At 27.8% G+C, this 19,225-nt stretch carries 20 protein-coding genes; 17 read left to right on the top strand and 3 right to left on the bottom strand.

Annotated features, from left to right (window positions below):
* Positions 1–9 precede the first annotated feature (9 nt).
* The 15 genes from JWYL7_RS07200 to JWYL7_RS07135 all read left to right on the top strand — a co-directional run bounded on the left by JWYL7_RS07200 (position 10) and on the right by JWYL7_RS07135 (position 14,972).
* Positions 10–2,034: a methyl-accepting chemotaxis protein gene (locus tag JWYL7_RS07200; protein WP_066071057.1), complete on the top strand. Its 2,025-nt coding sequence runs from the start codon at positions 10–12 to the stop codon at positions 2,032–2,034.
* 85 nt (positions 2,035–2,119) lie between these two features.
* Positions 2,120–2,815: a DUF881 domain-containing protein gene (locus JWYL7_RS07195; protein WP_066071054.1), complete on the top strand. Its 696-nt coding sequence runs from the start codon at positions 2,120–2,122 to the stop codon at positions 2,813–2,815.
* Positions 2,816–2,830: 15 nt separating this feature from the next.
* Positions 2,831–3,733 (top strand): pilus assembly protein PilM, encoded by a 903-nt coding sequence (gene pilM, locus JWYL7_RS07190; protein ID WP_066071051.1) that lies wholly within the window; start codon positions 2,831–2,833, stop codon positions 3,731–3,733.
* 11 nt (positions 3,734–3,744) lie between these two features.
* Entirely contained in the window at positions 3,745–4,275 is a 531-nt protein-coding gene (locus tag JWYL7_RS07185) for a PilN domain-containing protein (protein WP_066071048.1), read from the top strand.
* Entirely contained in the window at positions 4,268–4,843 is a 576-nt protein-coding gene (locus JWYL7_RS07180) for a PolC-type DNA polymerase III family protein (protein WP_066071046.1), read from the top strand. The genes JWYL7_RS07185 and JWYL7_RS07180 overlap by 8 nt, the downstream gene beginning before the upstream one ends.
* 102 nt (positions 4,844–4,945) lie before the next feature.
* Complete coding sequence (locus JWYL7_RS07175) at positions 4,946–5,623, top strand: hypothetical protein (protein ID WP_066071043.1); 678 nt, start codon at positions 4,946–4,948, stop codon at positions 5,621–5,623.
* Between the two features lie 63 nt (positions 5,624–5,686).
* Positions 5,687–6,709, top strand: coding sequence for a YecA family protein (locus JWYL7_RS07170; protein WP_153011570.1), 1,023 nt, complete (start codon positions 5,687–5,689; stop codon positions 6,707–6,709).
* Positions 6,710–6,735: 26 nt separating this feature from the next.
* Positions 6,736–7,104, top strand: a complete 369-nt coding sequence (locus JWYL7_RS07165) for a hypothetical protein (RefSeq protein WP_066071037.1) — start codon at positions 6,736–6,738, stop codon at positions 7,102–7,104.
* A gap of 54 nt (positions 7,105–7,158) precedes the next feature.
* Positions 7,159–7,476: a hypothetical protein gene (locus tag JWYL7_RS07160; protein ID WP_066071034.1), complete on the top strand. Its 318-nt coding sequence runs from the start codon at positions 7,159–7,161 to the stop codon at positions 7,474–7,476.
* A 34-nt stretch (positions 7,477–7,510) separates the two neighbouring features.
* Positions 7,511–7,672 carry an aspartyl-phosphate phosphatase Spo0E family protein gene (locus tag JWYL7_RS10310; protein ID WP_149683687.1) on the top strand — a complete coding sequence of 54 codons (162 nt, stop codon included), beginning with the start codon at positions 7,511–7,513 and terminating at the stop codon, positions 7,670–7,672.
* Between the two features lie 124 nt (positions 7,673–7,796).
* A complete protein-coding gene (locus tag JWYL7_RS07155; protein ID WP_066071031.1) occupies positions 7,797–9,320 on the top strand; it encodes a phosphoenolpyruvate carboxykinase (ATP) in 1,524 nt (507 codons plus the stop codon).
* 86 nt (positions 9,321–9,406) lie between these two features.
* A complete protein-coding gene (locus JWYL7_RS07150; protein WP_066071028.1) occupies positions 9,407–11,002 on the top strand; it encodes an NAD(P)/FAD-dependent oxidoreductase in 1,596 nt (531 codons plus the stop codon).
* Between the two features lie 108 nt (positions 11,003–11,110).
* Positions 11,111–12,736, top strand: coding sequence for a Na/Pi cotransporter family protein (locus JWYL7_RS07145; RefSeq protein ID WP_066071024.1), 1,626 nt, complete (start codon positions 11,111–11,113; stop codon positions 12,734–12,736).
* A 50-nt stretch (positions 12,737–12,786) separates the two neighbouring features.
* Positions 12,787–13,608 carry a carbon-nitrogen hydrolase family protein gene (locus JWYL7_RS07140; protein ID WP_066071019.1) on the top strand — a complete coding sequence of 274 codons (822 nt, stop codon included), beginning with the start codon at positions 12,787–12,789 and terminating at the stop codon, positions 13,606–13,608.
* A gap of 11 nt (positions 13,609–13,619) precedes the next feature.
* Positions 13,620–14,972, top strand: a complete 1,353-nt coding sequence (locus JWYL7_RS07135) for a glucose-6-phosphate isomerase (protein WP_066071017.1) — start codon at positions 13,620–13,622, stop codon at positions 14,970–14,972.
* A gap of 15 nt (positions 14,973–14,987) precedes the next feature.
* Here JWYL7_RS07135 and JWYL7_RS07130 read toward each other — a convergent pair whose 3' ends face one another.
* Positions 14,988–15,851 (bottom strand): patatin-like phospholipase family protein, encoded by an 864-nt coding sequence (locus JWYL7_RS07130; protein WP_066071014.1) that lies wholly within the window; start codon positions 15,849–15,851, stop codon positions 14,988–14,990.
* Positions 15,852–15,956: 105 nt separating this feature from the next.
* On the opposite strand from JWYL7_RS07130, the gene JWYL7_RS07125 reads away from it, so the two are divergent.
* Both JWYL7_RS07125 and brnQ read left to right on the top strand, forming a co-directional pair.
* Positions 15,957–16,238 carry a DUF2325 domain-containing protein gene (locus tag JWYL7_RS07125; protein WP_066071010.1) on the top strand — a complete coding sequence of 94 codons (282 nt, stop codon included), beginning with the start codon at positions 15,957–15,959 and terminating at the stop codon, positions 16,236–16,238.
* A gap of 122 nt (positions 16,239–16,360) precedes the next feature.
* Entirely contained in the window at positions 16,361–17,647 is a 1,287-nt protein-coding gene (brnQ, locus tag JWYL7_RS07120) for a branched-chain amino acid transport system II carrier protein (protein WP_066071007.1), read from the top strand.
* Between the two features lie 28 nt (positions 17,648–17,675).
* On the opposite strand, the gene JWYL7_RS07115 is transcribed toward brnQ, so the two are convergent.
* Both JWYL7_RS07115 and JWYL7_RS07110 read right to left on the bottom strand, forming a co-directional pair.
* Positions 17,676–18,476 carry an ABC transporter permease gene (locus JWYL7_RS07115; protein WP_066071004.1) on the bottom strand — a complete coding sequence of 267 codons (801 nt, stop codon included), beginning with the start codon at positions 18,474–18,476 and terminating at the stop codon, positions 17,676–17,678.
* Positions 18,454–19,215 (bottom strand): ABC transporter ATP-binding protein, encoded by a 762-nt coding sequence (locus JWYL7_RS07110; protein WP_066071001.1) that lies wholly within the window; start codon positions 19,213–19,215, stop codon positions 18,454–18,456. Before JWYL7_RS07110 ends, JWYL7_RS07115 begins: the two co-directional genes overlap by 23 nt.
* Positions 19,216–19,225: the final 10 nt, after the last annotated feature.

The following is a 19,225-nucleotide window of genomic DNA, read 5'->3' as shown; positions in this document are numbered from 1 at the left end:
GGATAACAAATGAAAAAGCTTTTAAGAAACAGACAATCTATAAAGATAAAAATACTTATAAATGTATTTATTACATTTTTTATAACTATGTCAATACTTACAGGAGCAAGTATATATTCAATAAATAAAAAAATGACTCATCAAATGGAAACTTTAAGTTTGTCTTTAATTGAAAGTATGGTATCTAGAATAGAAAATAATAGACAGGCATTAGATGCAATACAAGAACTTTTTGATCAAAAAATAGTAGTAGCTTCAAAACTAATAAATAGTTACCCAAATATGTCTAATGATGTTTTAAAAAGGCTAGCTAAAGAATTAGATGTTGCAGAAATAAATATATCAGATTCAAATGGAGTTATAATATATTCAAATTTAGATGAAAACATAAACTATAAATATCCTAGTGAACATGCAGTTTCGGATATATTATCTGGAAAAAGCAATAGTGTAATAGAAGATGTAAGACAAAGTACTGTAGATAATAACTACTATAAATATGGAGCTGCAAAGCTTAATAACGGTGGAGTAGTTCAGATAGGAATTTCAGCAGATACTATAAAAACAATTAGTGATTCAGTTGATGTTCAAAATATACTTGAAGATATAGCTTCAAGAGATAATATAGTTTATGCACTTGTAATAAGTAAAGATTTAAAGGCAATAGCTCACAGTAATAAAGACAGAATAGGAATACAGCTTGATGATGAAGGATCTAAAACTGCAGCAGTAGAAGGAAAGTCTTATTTTGATAAATTCTACTACGAGCCAGCAGGTGCTGTTGTATTTGATGCTCTTGTTCCGCTTTATAGAAATGGCGAGCATATAGGAGCTGTTAGTATAGGTATATCTACTAAAGATTTAACAGATGCTATAAAAGAGACTATTATAAATTCAATTATAGTTGCTTTGGTAATGTTTGCTTTAGGGTTTTTAGTTTTAATTTATTTATTAAATAGATTAACAAAACCTTTAAATGATCTTGTATATGCTGCTGATAAAATATCTAATGGAGATTTAACTGTAAATATAGACATAAAAAGCAATGATGAGGTAGGAAAAGTTGCAAATAGCTTTAATAATATGGTTGAAAAACTAAGAAGTATGACAGGAAAAATGAAAGATATAGCTATTAATATATCTTCATACAGCGAAGAATTGTTTTCGATTTCTCAACAGGCATCTTCAGTATCAGAACAAATAGCTATGTCTACTCAAGATATGGCACAAGGATCTGAAGAGCAAGCTCGTGCAACAGCAGATGTTTCTGAAAACATAAAAAATGTAGTATCTAATATAGAAAGTATAAATAAAGAAGTAGAAAATGTTGTTAATACAGCAGATGAAACAGGAAAATTAGCACAAGATGGAACAAGCAAAATGAATAATATGATAAATCAGATGAATACTATAAAAAATAGTGTAAATTATTCATCAGATGTAATACAAAACTTACAGGAAACTTCGCTTGAGATAGGAAATATAGTTGAGGTTATAAATAATATAGCAAACCAAACAAACTTACTAGCTTTAAATGCAGCTATAGAGGCAGCTCGTGCAGGAGAGGCAGGACGAGGATTTGCAGTTGTTGCTGAAGAAGTAAGAAAGCTAGCAGAGCAATCTATGAGATCTGCAGATTCTATAAAAGAATTAATAGCTAAAACTCAAGAAAATACTCAAAAAGCATTAGTATCTATAAATGAAGGTAATAGTCAAGCTCAAAGAGGAGAAGAAATAGTTAAACAAGTAGAGGCAGCATTAAACGAAATACTAGATGGATTTAATGATACTAAAGATAAATTATATTCAGTAAGTAAAAATGTAAAAGAAGCAAATGACAATGCACAGGTTATAATAAGTTCTGTAAGTAAGATAGAATCTATAGCTCAAGATGCAGCAGCTAATTCTGAGCAAATAGCAGCATCTACAGAGGAGCAAGCATCTTCTATAGATGAAATAGCAAAATCAATACAAATGCTTACAGATATGTCTAAGGAATTAGAGGATATGGTGTCTGGATTTAAACTAAATTAAAGGTCTACATATGTAGATCTTTAATTTTTATTTTTTATGTATTATATTTATATAGTATAAAGATAATATAAAAATAGGTGATGGTATGAAAAATAAATATATGTCGATAATAGTATTGTCTATCCTAACTGGAGTTTTAATAGGAATACAATTTAAAAGCGATTATCAAGAAAAGCTCCAATTATCTTTTGTTGATAGACAGTTTATAGGAGAGATAAATGCAGTTAAAAGAGAAAATATGGAACTTACGAAAAAACTTAATACATTAAATCAAAATCTTAAATTTCTAGAAAAAAATAAAATTTCAGATGAATCCAATCAAAAATTAAAAGAGCAGGTTGAAAGCCTAAAGACTATATTAGGATATAAAGATTTAAAAGGTCCAGGACTTATTATAAGAATTGATACAAAAGAAGATCTAAATCTAGCTTTTATGATGGAAGAAAGAAAAATATTGATAAGTTTAATAAATGAAGCAAGAATATACGGAGCAGAAGCAATATCTATAAACAATCAGATAATAACTCAATATACAGAAGTAACTTTAGCAGGAAACCATATAAATATAAATTCAGTTGCAGTAGATCAGCCTTATGAAATAAAAATAATAGGAAATATAGATAGATTAAGAAGCTATATAAATGAAAATAATGTTTTGATAGATACAATGATAAATATGTATGGACTAAATGTAAATATAACAGAACATAGAGAAATTATAATAAATAGACTAGAAAAAGAAAAGAAAATTAGACATATGCATATTGATGAAGATGTTTAAGTGTGAGGTGTAGGTGTGATAAACGACTTTATCTTGTCTATAGATATAGGAAGTAAAAATACGAAGTTAGTATTAGGAAAAAAGTATGGAAAGAAACTAACAATAAAAAAATGTATAAATATAAAAACTCCTGAAAATACATTTGAAGACGGAAATATATTAGACATCAAACTTATAACAGAAAATATAAAAAAGGTATTACAAACTGAAGGAATCAAGGCAAAATATGGTGTGTGTACAATACAAAGCACCTCTATATTATTAAAAGAAGTGTATTTGCCAGTTGTATCTAAAAGTAATCTTAATAAAATCTTAAAATATGAAATAAATCAGCAGATGAATATTAGTTTAAAAGATTATTCCATAGATTATAAAATTTTAGACAAAGTAATGCTAGACGGCAAATGTAAGTATAAAGTCTTAGTCGTAGCTGTATTAAAATCTATAATAAAAAATTATTTAGATTTATTAAATGAATTAAAGTTAAAACCACTAGCACTAGATACACACTTTAACTGTATATTAAAAATATTTTCTGATAGAGAATTTAAAGATAAAAGTGTAGCTGTAATTGATATGGGATATAACTTTTTTAATGTAGTTATATTGTGTAACAATAAATATGAATTTAGCTACATGATAAAATCAGTAGTAAAAGATATAAATTTACTAAATGATCAAAATGAAAATTTACAAAACTACATTGAAAAATGGAGTGAGGATATATTAAGAGTATTTAGATATTATATATATAAAAAGGCCGAAAATAAAATAGATTGTGTATTTATACATGGAGGATATTCTCAAGTTGAAAATATAGATCATTACATGGAAAATACTCTAGATTTACCTGTTTACAAAGAAAATTTAGATAATATGTTTTATTTAAATGCTTTAGGTGCATTGATAAGAAAGTAGGTAAGACTTTTATGGATCTAAACTTTTTTTTAGAGCATAGAAAACAAAATGAAAAGATAAAAAAATATACTTTAATAGTATGTTTAGTATTTGCTTTTTTATTTACATATTTTTACATATCTTTAGATAATAAGCATAAAAAAATACAAAGCGATATCTTTACTATAAAAGAAAATTTAAATAAATATAATATAGATGCCCTTAAAACAAAAATAGATAATCTAGAAAATTTAAAAAAATATGAAGAAGAAATAAACAAGATAAATGTGATAATACAAAACAAAAAAACATTAACAAAGCAAGTATTAAACGGTTTAATAGATATAGAAATAAAAGATATAATGATAGAAAAACTTACTATAAATGAAGATTTAATAAGCATAACTGGAAGAGGAACAAGCAAAACTTCAGTAGCAGTATTTAGTAAAAAATTAAAAGAAATAAAGTACATAAATTCTATAAACATAAAAAACATAACCGAAGACAATGGAAGCTATAAATTTTATATAACTTGTAAACTAGGAGATGTTTCAATTGAATAGTTTAATGTTAACTAGAAAAAAATTATTGTTTTTATTTACTTTTATTCTCGTAATAATAAGTATTCACAAGTTTATTTTTGAGATTAAGCTAAGAGAAATAGAAAATTCAAAGCAAACGTTAAAACAGTATAAGTTTGAGATGAAAAATGTTAAAGAAACATTTGAAAAATATAAAAATATAGATAAAGAATTAATTAAAATAAATGATGTTATTTATGAAAAAAGTGAAAAGTTGCTCGATTATATAGGCCAAGAAGAAATACTACTGATATTAAATGAGATAATAGAAAAGTCAAAATTAAATACAACTAAAATAGAGTTTTTAGAAGAAGAAAATATTTATATAAGTGAAGATGAAAGTTTATTAAATCCTAAAACTATAAATGTAAACATAACTTATTCAGATAAGTATGAAAGTTTATTAGACTTTATAGCATATGTGAATAACTATTCAAAAAGCATAACGATAGAAAATTTATCGATAGATATAGATGAATACGAAAATTTAACAGGAAAGATTATTCTTAAATTTTATTCTGTTTCAAAGATACATAAACAAAAAACCTAAACTTAGCTTTTAGGTTTTTCTTTTTTTGTTAAAAATCTAAAGGAAAAGTACATATAATTATAGAAATATAAATAAAGTAAACGGTTAGGACAGGTGGAATGTATGGGTATTGGAAAAGTCATATCTTTAGATGATACTATCGAAAAGATGAAATTAGACTATTTATATAATGGAAATGAAAGGTATTTAAAATTTATAAAGAGGTTGTACTCTATTGATTACAACAAATGGAGTTTGTATTTTTGGGAACTTTATATAGTAAAGCTTTTTGAAGAAGAAATAAGGGAAAGATTAAGTTATATAAAAGATATAAATAAAATAGCAAAAGAAATAGCAAATGATATAAAAGTTGAAAGAGAAAGAATTATAATTTTCAACTATGTACAAGGAGCTGTTTTAGGGTACAAAAGTTTAAGATTAAACAAAGAGATAACTAAAATATGTGAAAAGATATTAAATGAGAGAAAGAGCAAAAAAATACATATAAGTGAGATAATGAGAAATAAGTATATAAGAGTTTACAATGAACTTTTAGCAAGAGAAATAAGAGAAGCTAATGCTCAAAATCAGATTGATGAAACTTTAATTATGTATTGTAATGACAAAATTTATGATAAACTAACAAAGTATAATTTAAATTATGATCTAAACGCTGTTCAAAGTGAAATATATTTTATATTAAAAAAAGATTGCTTAGAAAAATATAAAGAAGGGGTATGGGATGGAGTAATATCTAGAGTTGTAAAGGATATAGATAAAAAATATAGAATAATATTGTAGTATGATATTAAAAAAAATGTTATAATCATTAATTGTTATGACTAAAGAAGAACTTACAAAGGAGTGAATTTTAATTTGATGGGGAGAAATGATCTTTGTAAATGTGGAAGTGGAAAAAAATATAAAAAATGTTGTCTAAACAAGGAAAAAAAACTAAATATATTAAGAAATAAAATTGAACTTTCACAAAAAGCTGAAACAGATCTTGTAGAAAAAATATATAATTATTCAAAGAATGAAAAATTTAATAATGAATACATAAAAGCAAGTGAAAAATTCTATGTAGTAAATGATATACCAGAAAATGAAAAATTTTATAAACTATTTTTAACATATTATTTGAACGATTATATAACTGAACACAATAAGCCAATAACTTTGATGTTTTATGAAGAAAATTTTAACAATCTAAATTTAGTTGAAAAAGAAATACTAAAAGAAAGACTTATGTCTTATATAAGTGTATATGAAGTTATAAATGTAGATGAAGATAAAGTTTTAATGAAAGATCTATTATGTGAAGATGAAGTAGTTATAGAAGATATAAATGTGATAGAAAACGTAAATGCAGGAGAAATACTGCTTGGAAGAGTTGTTAAAATAGCTAATGTAAATAGATTTTTAGATATAGTAATATCTATATCTAAAAAAACTAGCGACTTATTGATAAAAGATATATTAAATGTTTATAATAAAACTAAAGAAAGTTATAAAGATATAAAAGAATTTCTAATTTATAATAGACTTATGATGTATAAATACATGCAACAGCTAATAGACCCGAAAGTATTAGAAAAATTTAGACAACAAAAAGATAAGGTCAATGAAGATTTATGTAGTGTAGAAAAAATCATATGTGATAGCCTAGAAAGTGAATATATCGAAGAAGGAATAAAAGTATGGAGAAATTATAAACTTAAGTCTAAAGATATAAAAGGAAACGAAAATAGTTGGGCTGCAGCTATTGAATACCACATAAAAAAAGAAAATAAAGTCAATATAACACAAGCTGTTCTAGCTGAAAAATATAAAATCGGTGTTAGTACTTTAGGAAAAAGATATAAAGAACTTAAACAGTATATATAAAATAAAAAGTAAAGGAAGGTATAAAAATGAGCTTAATACTAGGAAAACAAGTAGCAGTTACCACTAATTATATAAAATCTAACCCAGCTATACCTATATATAAAGGCGGAGAAGATGTTAAAAATTTATTTGCTTACATATACCATATAGAAATAGGATATAGTGAAGAAAACAAAGAGAAAATAAAAAATTATCTAATTATAGATTACAAGGAATATAAATTAAGCGAAGAAGACAAAAACGAACTTATAAGCAAGGCTAAAGAATACTCATGTTCAAATGGTATACAAAATGTAGAGATTTTTTTAATAGACAATGAAGAAGCTGAAACATTTGTTGAAAAATTATTTGACAATATGAAGATAATAAGAGGATTAACTCAAAAAAGAGTTTAATTCTCTTTTTTGTTTGTATGATATAATATATTTATATTTAAAGGTGGTGATAAAATGAGATTTATAGGTTTAGAAGAAATTCATCCATATAAAAATCTATATCAGTTTAAAATATTTGAATACGATGATGAAATAAATTTATCAGAAAAAGGAAAGTATATATGTGATTTAAAAGTATTTAAACTGGATATAAATGATTCATACATAAAAAAGGGGTTTAAAGAAACTTATTATGTACTATTACAAAATATAAACAAAGATATAAAATTAACTGCTGATGAGATAAAAAAAGGCATACAAAACTTTATAAAAGAAGAAATAATAGATATAAAAGATGAAGATGTATGCATATTTAAACTAGATGAAATATAGTAAGTTTCTATCGAACACCATAGGAGGTGTAAATATGATAGAGGTATTAAAATTAAAGCTAGATATAGAAAAACTAAGAGAAAAACTAAATAATTTAATAGTAGATAAAGATTATAATTTAGATAGTGATGAAGTGATAAAATTAAGTCAGGAACTAGACAAGCTTTTAAGTTTATATGAAAAAATAAAAAGGTGATTAAATCACCTTTTATTTTTTTGAAAAATTTTCTTAAAAGTACTATACAAATAAAATAAATATGATATACTATTTAATGTAATGAGACGATTAGTATATAACAAAAGGGTGGAGGTAATAAAAAATGCTACGTTTTTTAAAGGAAGATATCTTTAAAAATGTTATAGTAAATCCAAGTGTTGAAGAACTAAGAAGTATGAGTAAAGACATGGAAATAACAACTGAGTTTGGTAGCCCTTGCTATATAACAAATGTAAGAAATAGAAGTGCTAAAAACTCTTTTATAGTGGATGATGTTTGCTTAGGTGTAGATCAACAAGGTATAAAAAGAGAAAAGGCAGATGAAATTATTGATAAGGTAAATAAATATTTATTAGATACAGAGCTAGTTAGGATAGATAGAAAGATGGGAATGCATGATAAATTTTCATTCAATTGTAGATTATATATAACTAAAAAGTATAGCAGAATAGGATATATGTGGCATAATACATTATTTGATCCAGTAGATACAGAAAATCCAGATTTAGTAAGTGTATATGTTCCAGAGTGGCCAGAAAGAATTATTATCGTATATCCTGAAGAAGGAGTAACTTATATATTAGGAACAGATTATTTTGGAGAATCTAAGAAATCGTTTTTAAGAATGGCTATGTACAAAGTTAAAAAGATGGGTGGAATAGGTCTTCACGCAGGAAGTAAAATACTTAGGGTAAAAGATAAAAGTAATAATTTGAAAGATGTTGGCTTTATAATGTTTGGACTGAGTGGAACAGGAAAAACAACACTTACTATACACGATCATGATTTAAAAGGAGAAGAAAAAGCTATAATAAGACAAGATGATGTAATATTTATGGATGAAAATGGATATTGTGCAGGAACTGAAAATGGATTTTTCATAAAAACAGAGGGGCTTGATGAAAGTCAAAAGGTTTTATATAAAGCTGCTACAAGTAAAAATTCTATATTTGAAAATGTTAAAGTATATGAAGATGGGAAAGTTGATTTTAATGATACACAACTTACATCAAATGGTAGAGGAGTAGTTTTAAGAGAAGAAATAGAAAATACAGATGATAGTATAGACTTAAAAAAGGCAAATAGGCTTATATTTATAACTAGAAGAAAAGATATAGTTCCTCCTGTTGCTAAACTTACACCATCTCAAGCAGCTACATTCTTTATGCTAGGTGAGTCTATAGAAACATCTGCAGGGGATCCAACAAAAGCAGGTCAATCTAAAAGATGTGTGGGAACTAATCCATTCATAATAGGTTTAGAAGCAGAGGAAGGAAATAGAATATATCAAATATTAAATCAAAATCCTGATATGGAGTGCTTTATATTAAATACAGGAAGTGTAGGAGCAAGTGAAAACTTTGAAGGAGAAAAAATAACTATAAAGGTATCTACAACTATAATGAGAGAGATTGCAAAAGACAATATCGAATGGGAAGTAGATAAGGATTGGGGATATCTAGTTCCAAAAAATATAGAAGGTATAGACATTGAAAAATATAATCCTAGGAAGTATTATTCAGATATTGAATATAAAAATCTTGTAAATAAACTAAAAGAAGAAAGAAAAAATTGGATACTAAGATTTGAGACTTTAAGTGAAGAAATAGCAAGTACTATAGAATAAGCTGGGATTTCCCAGCTTTTATTTTTTTATTTTTCTTGATATAATTTATTGTATTTTGCACATCATTTAATTAAAGGAGTGGTACAGTGATAAGAATATCGAATATAAGAATGAATATAAATGAGGATATATCTGATATTAAAAAATATATTCTAAAAAAACTAAATATAAACAAAGAGCAATTAATTGATTACAAAATATATAAAGAATCGATAGATGCAAGAAGAAAAGGAAAGATAGATTTTATTTATACAGTAGATGTAAAAGTTTTTGATGAAGAAAATATATTGAAAAAAATAAAAGATGCAGATGTAAGAAAAACTCCAGATCTTGAATATAAAGATGTTCCAAGTGGAAATAAAAAAATAAAACAAAGGCCTATAGTTATAGGTATGGGACCTGCAGGAATGTTTGCAGCGTTAATATTAGCACAAAGAGGATATGCCCCTATAGTTTTAGAAAGAGGAAAAGATGTAGATGAGAGAACTAAAGATGTGAATATTTTTTGGAAAGAGGGAAATTTAAATAAAAATTCTAATGTTCAATTTGGAGAAGGTGGAGCAGGAACGTTTTCTGATGGAAAGTTGACAACTAGAATAAAGGATTTAAGATGTAGAAAAGTTTTACAAGAGTTAGTCCAAAGTGGAGCTCCTGATGAGATACTATACTCTCATAAGCCTCATGTTGGAACTGATATACTAAAAGATGTAGTAAAAAACATAAGAAATAGAATAATTGAGCTAGGAGGTAGTGTAAGATTTAACTGTAAAGTTACAGATTTTATCATAGAAGATAATTGTATAAAAGGAGTTGTAGTAAACGAAGGTGAAGTTATAAAGTCAGATATAATAGTACTAGCTATAGGGCATAGTGCAAGAGATACATATCAAGTGTTGTATGAAAAAGGAGTTAAGATAATTCAAAAGCCATTTGCGATAGGAGCAAGAATAGAGCATCCTCAAATCCTTATCAATAAATCTCAGTACAAAGAATTTTATAACCATCCAAGACTTGGAGCAGCAGATTACAGATTAATATACCATGCTCAAAATAAAAGAACTGCATATACATTTTGTATGTGTCCGGGAGGAAGTGTTATTGCATCATCATCAGATGAGAAGTTGGTAGTAACAAATGGAATGAGCGAACATAAAAGGGATAAAGAAAATGCAAATAGTGCGCTACTTGTTAATATAGTTCCTGAAGATTTTGGCAGTGATCATCCTCTTGCAGGGGTATATTTTCAGGAAAAATATGAAAAATTAGCCTTCAAATTAGGTGGAAGTAATTACTATGCTCCTGTTCAATTAGTAGGAGACTTTTTGAAAGAAAGAAAGTCAAATGATTTGGGAAAGGTATATCCAAGTTATACTCCTGGATTTAAACTAACAAATTTAAGGGAATGTCTTCCTGATTTTGTAGTAGATACGATGAAAGAAGCTATACTTAACTTAGATAAAAAACTTAATGGATTTGCCTTATATGATGCTATTTTAACAGGAGTTGAAACAAGATCATCTGCACCTATAAGAATAGTAAGAGATGAAAAAACTTTTGAATCAGTAAACACAAAAGGACTTTATCCTTGTGGTGAAGGGGCAGGATATGCAGGAGGAATAGTATCAGCGGCAGTTGATGGAATAAAAATAGCGGAAAGCATAATAAGTGAGTATACTTTCTAATAAACTTTACAAGCTCTTAACAAATTTAACATAAACTTAACACATAAAATTTAATATTTTGATAAAATTAGACAGGATGTGACTATAATACCTAAAGGGAGGATATTTATGGCTTTACAAATATTACTTGGAGTATTAGGAGGCCTTGGGTTATTTCTTTATGGAATGAACTTAATGGCAGAGGGTCTTCAAAAAGTTGCAGGAAGCAAACTTAAAAGAATAATTGAGCTTCTAACAAAAAATACTTTGACAGGAATAATAGTAGGGGCATTTGTTACTGCTGTAGTTCAAAGTAGTAGTGCAACTACTGTTATGGTAGTTGGATTTGTAAACGCAGGTATAATGAATTTAACTCAAGCAGTAGGACTTATAATGGGAGCTAATATAGGAACAACTATAACAGCTCAGCTTGTGGCATTTAAACTTGAAGATATAGCACCAATAGTAGTTGGACTAGGTATGATGCTTTATCTATTTAGTAACAAGCCAAAAACAAAACAAGTAGCTGAAGTACTGATAGGATTTGGTATATTATTTATTGGTATGGGATATTTAAGTAAGGCAGTTAAGCCACTAAGAGAAGTACAAGCATTTAAAGATTTACTAGTAAGTTTTGGTCATAATCCAATACTTGGAATACTTATGGGATTTGCACTTACTGTTATGGTTCAAAGTAGCTCAGCGTCAATGGGTATACTTTTGGCTTTAGCATCTCAAGGACTAGTTCCGCTTACATCAGCACTTCCTATTTTATATGGACAAAATATAGGAACTTGTGTTACAGCATTAATATCTAGTATAGGAGCAAATAAAAATGCAAAAAGAGCTGCTTTAATTCACTTAATATTTAATATTATAGGAACAGTACTGTTTGCAACTATATTAGTTATACCTATAAGAACACTGGTTGTATCACTAAGTCCAAATGATGTAGTAAGACAAATAGCAAATACACATACACTGTTTAACTTTATAAATGTTATAATTCAATTCCCATTTGCTGCACTTTTAGTTAAGGCTGTAATGCTTATTCTTCCAGAAGAAGAAGGAGAAAAAGATATAAATAAGGTTACAAAATATCTTGATGATAGAATACTTCAAACTCCATCAATTGCTCTTGAAAATGGAATAAGAGAATGTCTTCGTATGGGTAAATTAGCTAGAAATTCACTTGAAAGTGCTATGGATGGATTTTTCAATAAATCAGAAGAAAAGGTAAAAGAGACTTTTGAAAAAGAAAGAATAGTTAATGAATTAGAAAAAGCTATAATAAACTATATGATAAAACTTTCAAATACAGCTATGTCTCACAGAAATAGAGAGATGATAAATGGATTATTCCATACAGTAAATGATATAGAAAGAGTAGGAGATCACGCAGATAATATAGCAGAACTTGCTTTAGTTGCCATAGAAAAAGATCTTCCTTTCTCTGAAGAAGCTATACAAGATTTAAAGAAAATGTATACTAAAGTTTTAGATACTTATAAATATTCATTAGAATGTATGAAAACAGGAAATATAGATTTAGCATTTAATGTAATAAAAATGGAAGAACAAGTAGATATAATGGAAAAGACTTGTAGAACAAATCATATATATAGATTAAATACAAGTTCATGTAATGCAGAATCTGGGGTAATATTCTTAGATTTAATAAGTAATATGGAAAGAATAGCAGATCATGCTTCAAATATAGCAAGAGCTGTTATAGATGCTAGTAAATATGAATAAAGTTAAGGGATAGCTAATTGGCTATCTCTTTTTGCAAAGGGGGATAACGCATGTTTAAAATAGCACTTTGTCAAATAAAAGTAGAAGATGATAAATACAAAAATCTAAATAAAGCAATAAGTTACATAAAGGAAGCTAAAGAAAATAAAGCAGACTTAGTTTGTTTTGGAGAAATGTTTATATGCCCGTATAGAAAGTCATTATTTAAAAGTTATGCACAAGAAGAAAAAAATAGCTATATTCTAAACGAGTTATCTATAGCAGCTAAAGAAAATAATATATATATAGTTGCAGGGTCTATCCCTGAAAAAGAAAATGACAAATATTACAATACATCATATGTATTTGATAAACAAGGAAATATTATAGCAAAGCATAGAAAAGTTCATTTATATGATGTAGAAATAGATGGAAAAATTACAAATAAGGAATCAGATATATTTTCATATGGAAACAATATAACAGTATTTGATACACAGTATTGCAAAATAGGCCTTAGCATATGTTATGACATTAGATTTCCTGAAATTTTTAGAATAATGGAGCAAAAAGGAGCAAAACTTATAATAATTCCTGCTGCATTTAATACTATAACAGGTCCTATGCACTGGGATATACTTTTGAAAAGTAGAGCAATAGATAATCAGGTCTATATAGCAGGTGTAAGTTGTGCTAGAGATTGTAAAGAATCTTATGTTGTATATGGTCATAGCAAAGTAATAGATCCCCTTGGAAATACAGTAGGTTCTTTAGATGAAAAAGAAGGAATACTTTACAGCGATATAAATTTAGATTATATTAGTAAGGTAAGAAAACAGCTTCCGATACTAAATCATAAAAGATCAGATCTATATGAAACAAAGATTAAATAGGAGGAACTAATATGGAAAAATTAACTTTTGACTACTCAAAAGCGAGTAAATTTGTAAAAGATCATGAAGTAGAGTATATAGCGCCACTTGTAAAACAAGCTCATGATATGCTTCATGAAAAAAAGGGTCCAGGAAATGACTTTTTAGGATGGCTTAATCTTCCTTTAGATTACGATAAAGAAGAATTTGAAAGAATAAAAAAAGCAGCTCAAAAGATAAAAGATACTTGCGATGTACTTCTTGTAATAGGTATAGGAGGATCTTACTTAGGAGCAAGAGCTGCAATAGAAATGCTTGGTCATACATTTAGAAACAATCTTTCTAAAGAAGAAAGAAAAGGACCAGAAATTTACTTTGTTGGGCATAATATAAGCTCTACATATATGATGGATCTGTTAGATATTATAAAAGATAAAGATGTATGTATAAATGTAATATCAAAATCAGGAACAACAACAGAGCCTGCAATAGCATTTAGAATATTCAAAGAGTATTTAGAAAATAAATATGGAAAAGAGGAAGCTAAAAATAGAATATTCGCTACAACAGATAAAGAAAAAGGAGCACTTAAAAAACTTGCTGATGCACAAGGTTATGAAACTTTTGTAATTCCAGATGATGTAGGGGGAAGATTCTCAGTTTTAACTGCTGTAGGATTACTGCCAATAGCTGTTTCTGGAGCTGATATAGACAAAATAATGCAAGGAGCGCAAGATGCTCTAAAAGAATATTCAAACCCAGATTTAAAACAAAACTATTGCTATCAATATGCTGCTGTTAGAAACATTCTTCACAATAAGGGTAAAAATATAGAGCTTATGGTAAACTATGAGCCTTCACTACACTATATCGCAGAGTGGTGGAAACAACTTTATGGAGAAAGTGAAGGAAAAGATCAAAAGGGAATATTCCCAGCGTCAGTAGATTTTTCAACAGATTTACATTCTATGGGACAATATATACAAGATGGAAGAAGAGATCTATTTGAGACAGTATTAAATGTTGAAAACTGCACAAGAGATATAATTTTAAAACAAGAAAATGAAGATTTAGATGGTTTAAATTACTTAGCGTCAAAGACAGTAGACTTTGTAAATAAAAAAGCATTTGAAGGTACATTGCTTGCTCATACAGATGGAAATGTTCCAAACTTAATAATAAATATACCACATCTTAACGAATATCACTTTGGATATTTAATATATTTCTTTGAAAAAGCTTGTGCTATAAGTGGATATATTTTAGGAGTTAATCCATTTGATCAACCTGGAGTTGAAGATTATAAAAGAAATATGTTTGCTTTACTTGGAAAACCAGGGTACGAAGAACAAAGAAAAGAATTAGAAAAAAGACTTGAAAAGTAGTAAGGGTTATCCTTGCTACTTTTTCAAGAAATTTAATATATCATTTATATGTCTTTTAGCTGCAATCTCGCCCCTATATATACATTCATTTATTTTTTCTTTATCTAAAAGTCCTACATCCCAAATTTCAGGATTCATAACATATGAAATATTAGAATATTTATTATATCTTAGTTTTGTTATTTCATACATCATTATATCTAAAGACTGGCCTAAAACTTCAAATCCGTTGTCAACATCTTCTCTGAGCATACCGTTATAACCTAAATTCACTCCTAATACCTTATCAGCACCCATGTGTATTAAAACTTCTAGCGGAAGATTATCTAATACACCACCATCTACAAGTCTTACGAGATTGTCGTTTATATTTATCATCTTTGGTTTGAAAATTAAAGGTATAGAACAACTTGCTCTAACAGCATCTGAAATAGCAATATCTGTAATTAGCTCATAGTTTACAGCTATGTCAAATATTTGCTTAGAGCAAAATACTATCTTTTTACAATTGTTAATATCTACAGCTGTAACAGCAAGAGGAATTCTAGTTTCGTACATTTTTTTGTTGTTCATTAACTTATTGAGGCTTTCTTCTAATTTATCCCCATTTAGTATCCCTGTTATTTTGCTTTTTTTGAAAAATAATATAGCTTTTATTAAACCAAAGTAATCTATATCTATAAAGTCGTTAAATAGATAAGTAGAATTTTCTATTTCTTCTACTGAATATCCAAGAGCATATAAAGATGCTACAATACTACCGCTACTTGTTCCAGCTATAAAGTCAGGTCTTATTCCATAGCTTTCTAAAACTTTAAGAACCCCTATATGAGCAGCCCCTCTTACTCCTCCACCAGATAGAGCTAATCCTATTTTCATAAAAACACCCCTTAGACAATATATTCAAAAAGTATTGACTTTGTTATATTGGTAATATATAATCTAATTAATAATAATTATCAATATCATTGAAGGAGGATAATTATGAGTATAGTTATATTTGGTGGACATGATAGAATGGAGAGAATTTACATAGATGAAGCTAAAAAAGTTGGTATAAAAGCTAAAGTTTATACTTATGGAAGAAATGATATAGATAAGTCAGTAGGAAAAAGTGATGGGATCTTAATATTTACAGATACAATATCTCATAAAATAGCAAGTACAGTTTCAAAAGAAGCTAAAAAAAGAAATATACCAGTTATAGTATGTCATAATAGTAGTAAAAGCTCTTTCAAAAAAACGATACAAGGACTTAAAAGTTAAATTTTACGAATAATTTATTTATTTCATATATTCCGGATATTACTAAACCTATTGATAAAATATTATCTAAAGTTTAAAATCAAACTTGAAGGTAGGTTTAAGATAGCCGGAGGTGAAAACTTGTGATAAAGAAAATATCAGATGTAGTGATTGTGGGCTTTGCTTTATTTGCTATGTTTTTCGGCGCAGGAAACTTGATATTCCCCCCTTTTTTAGGATTTATAAGTGGAGATAGATGGTTGGTTACATTTGTAGGGTTCTTTTTAACAGGAATATGTATGCCACTGCTTGGAATAGTAGCTGTATCTAAGGCAGGTGGAAGACTATCTGACTTAGCAGATAAAGTAAGTCCAACTTTTAGTAAGATTTTAGGAACTATTATAATGCTTGCACTAGGTCCGCTTCTTGCAATACCTAGAACTGGTGCAACTACATTTGAAATGGGTATAAAGCCTATATTTCCTAACTTTAGTCCAATAGTTGCATCGATAATATACTTTTTTATAACTTATATTTTAGTTATAAAGCCCTCATCTGTTATAGATACAATAGGAAAGTTTTTAACACCTACTTTATTAATAATATTATCTGTAATTATATTTAAAGGAGCTACAAACCCTATTGGAGATCTTGTTAATACAGGAATAGAAAACCCTTTTTCAACAGGATTTACAGAAGGATATCAAACTATGGATGCACTAGGGTCTATAGTAATAGGAGGAATAATAATAAAGACCTTAGTATCTAAAGGATATACTAAAAAAGATGAGCAAATAAAACTTGCCGTAATGTCTGCAATAGTTGCAGCCTTAGGACTTACATTTGTATATGGTGGACTTATGTATTTAGGTTCAACTGCAAGTGAAATGTTTGATTTTGATATTTCTAAAACAGAATTAACAATTCAAATTACAAATGCTATATTAGGAAATGCAGGAAAAGTAGCTATAGGAATTGCTGTATCGTTAGCTTGTCTAACTACATCAATAGGGCTTACAGCAACTTGTGGAGAGTTTTTTAATAGTCTAACAAATGGTAAATTAAGTTATAAATCTATAGTAACTGTGATAATAGTATTTAGTACAATAATTTCTAATTTTGGAGTAGAAAAAATAGTAGGGCTTGCCATACCTTTACTAGTTACTGTTTATCCTGTTGTTATAATATTAATAATAATGAATTTATTTGATAGATATATACCTAATAAAGCAGTATATCCAGGAGCAGTTATAGGTGCTGTATGCATAAGTATATTTGAAGCGTTGTCGGCTGCTGGGGTCAGAGTATACAGTATTCTCGATATAATAAAGAGACTTCCTCTGTCGGATCAAGGTTTTTCTTGGATAGCTCCTGCTTTACTTGGTGCTTTATTTACTGGTATAGTAGGTAGAAAAAAACATAATTATTAAACTAAGAAAGGATGCTTTGTGCATCCTTTTAGTATTTTTGAATCTTTTTTTCTATTATGTTTACAAATTGATACATAAAAAGTGCACATACTGCAAGTATTATAACACCCATCATTACAAGATCTAGCTTGAAAACTTGACCTCCATAAACTATCAAGTATCCTATGCCGTATCTAGAAACTAAAAATTCTCCAACTATTACACCAACCCAAGAAAGACCTATATTAATTTTGATAATATTGATTATATTACCTATGTTAGAAGGAAGAATTAATTTAACTAATATTTGATATTTGTTTGCTCCAAAGCTTTTTAGCATTTTAATTTTTTCTTCATCTACTGTCTTAAAGTAGTTATATGCTGAAAGGATAGTAACTATTATAGATATGGTTACAGCTATAACAATTATCCCATTTACTCCAGCTCCTGCCCAGACAATTATTATAGGAGCAAGTGCTGTTTTAGGAAGTGCATTTAATACAACAAGGAAAGGATCTAGAATTTCTGCAAGAAGGTCATTCCACCAAAGAATAATTGCTATAATTATTCCTCCTAGTGTACCTAATGTAAATCCCATAACCGTCTCGTAAAAGGAAATTCCTATGTGCTTAAATATTTCTCCGGTTTTAAAAAACCTTATCATCAAAGTCAATATAGCAGAAGGTTTACTAAACAAAAATTGATCAATAATCTTTAGATTAGCCAAAACCTCCCAAAGAACAAGAAATGCAATCAATATAGAAATTCTGTATATATTTATTTTAATTTTTCTTAGTTTTATAGAATTTATATACTCTATATATTCTTTAGAGTAGTCTTGTTTTATCATCTATCTCCAGCTCCTTCCATATCATATTAAAATAATCTTTAAATTCAGGAGCTTCTCTAGCTGACATAGGAGTTTTAACTTCATTTACACTCAAAATTATATCGTGAATACTTTTTATAGTAGCAGGTCTTTTGGATAAAACAGCTATTTTATCACCCATAGATATAGCTTCTGATATATCGTGAGTTACAATTATAGTAGTTTTATTTTCTCTTCTTATTATTTTAGTTATATCATCGCAAACTAAAAGTCTTGTTTGATAATCAAGAGCAGAAAAAGGTTCATCTAAAAGAAGTATATCTGGATTAACTGCAAGTGTTCTGATAAGAGCAACCCTTTGTCTCATTCCACCAGATAACTGTCTAGGGTAGCTATCTTTAAATTCCCAAAGTCCATATGTTTTTAAAAGGTGTTCTATCCTTTTTATTGATTCATTGGTTAGTTTTTTTTGTATTTCAAGACCGATTTTGATGTTGTCCATTATAGTTCTCCATTCTAAAAGGCAATCTCTTTGAAACATATATCCTATTTTTCCACTAATATTAACTTGCCCCTTAGTAGGTTTTAAAAGGCCTGATAATATATTCATAATTGTGGACTTTCCACAGCCAGAAGGACCTACAAGAGCTAAAATTTCCCCTTTTTTTACAGTTAAGTTTATATCTTTTAAAACTTCAAGCTCTCCGTTTAAAGTGTAGTATGTCATTGAAAGATCTTTTATTTCTACTATAAAGCTCACAATCTCACCT

Source organism: Alkalithermobacter thermoalcaliphilus JW-YL-7 = DSM 7308 (genome assembly GCA_001584565.1).
In the GTDB taxonomy this organism is placed as follows: Bacteria; Bacillota; Clostridia; order Peptostreptococcales; family Peptostreptococcaceae; genus Alkalithermobacter; species Alkalithermobacter thermoalcaliphilus.
Note: the sequence above shows the minus strand (reverse complement) of the source record. Positions and strands in the feature narration are given on the sequence as shown.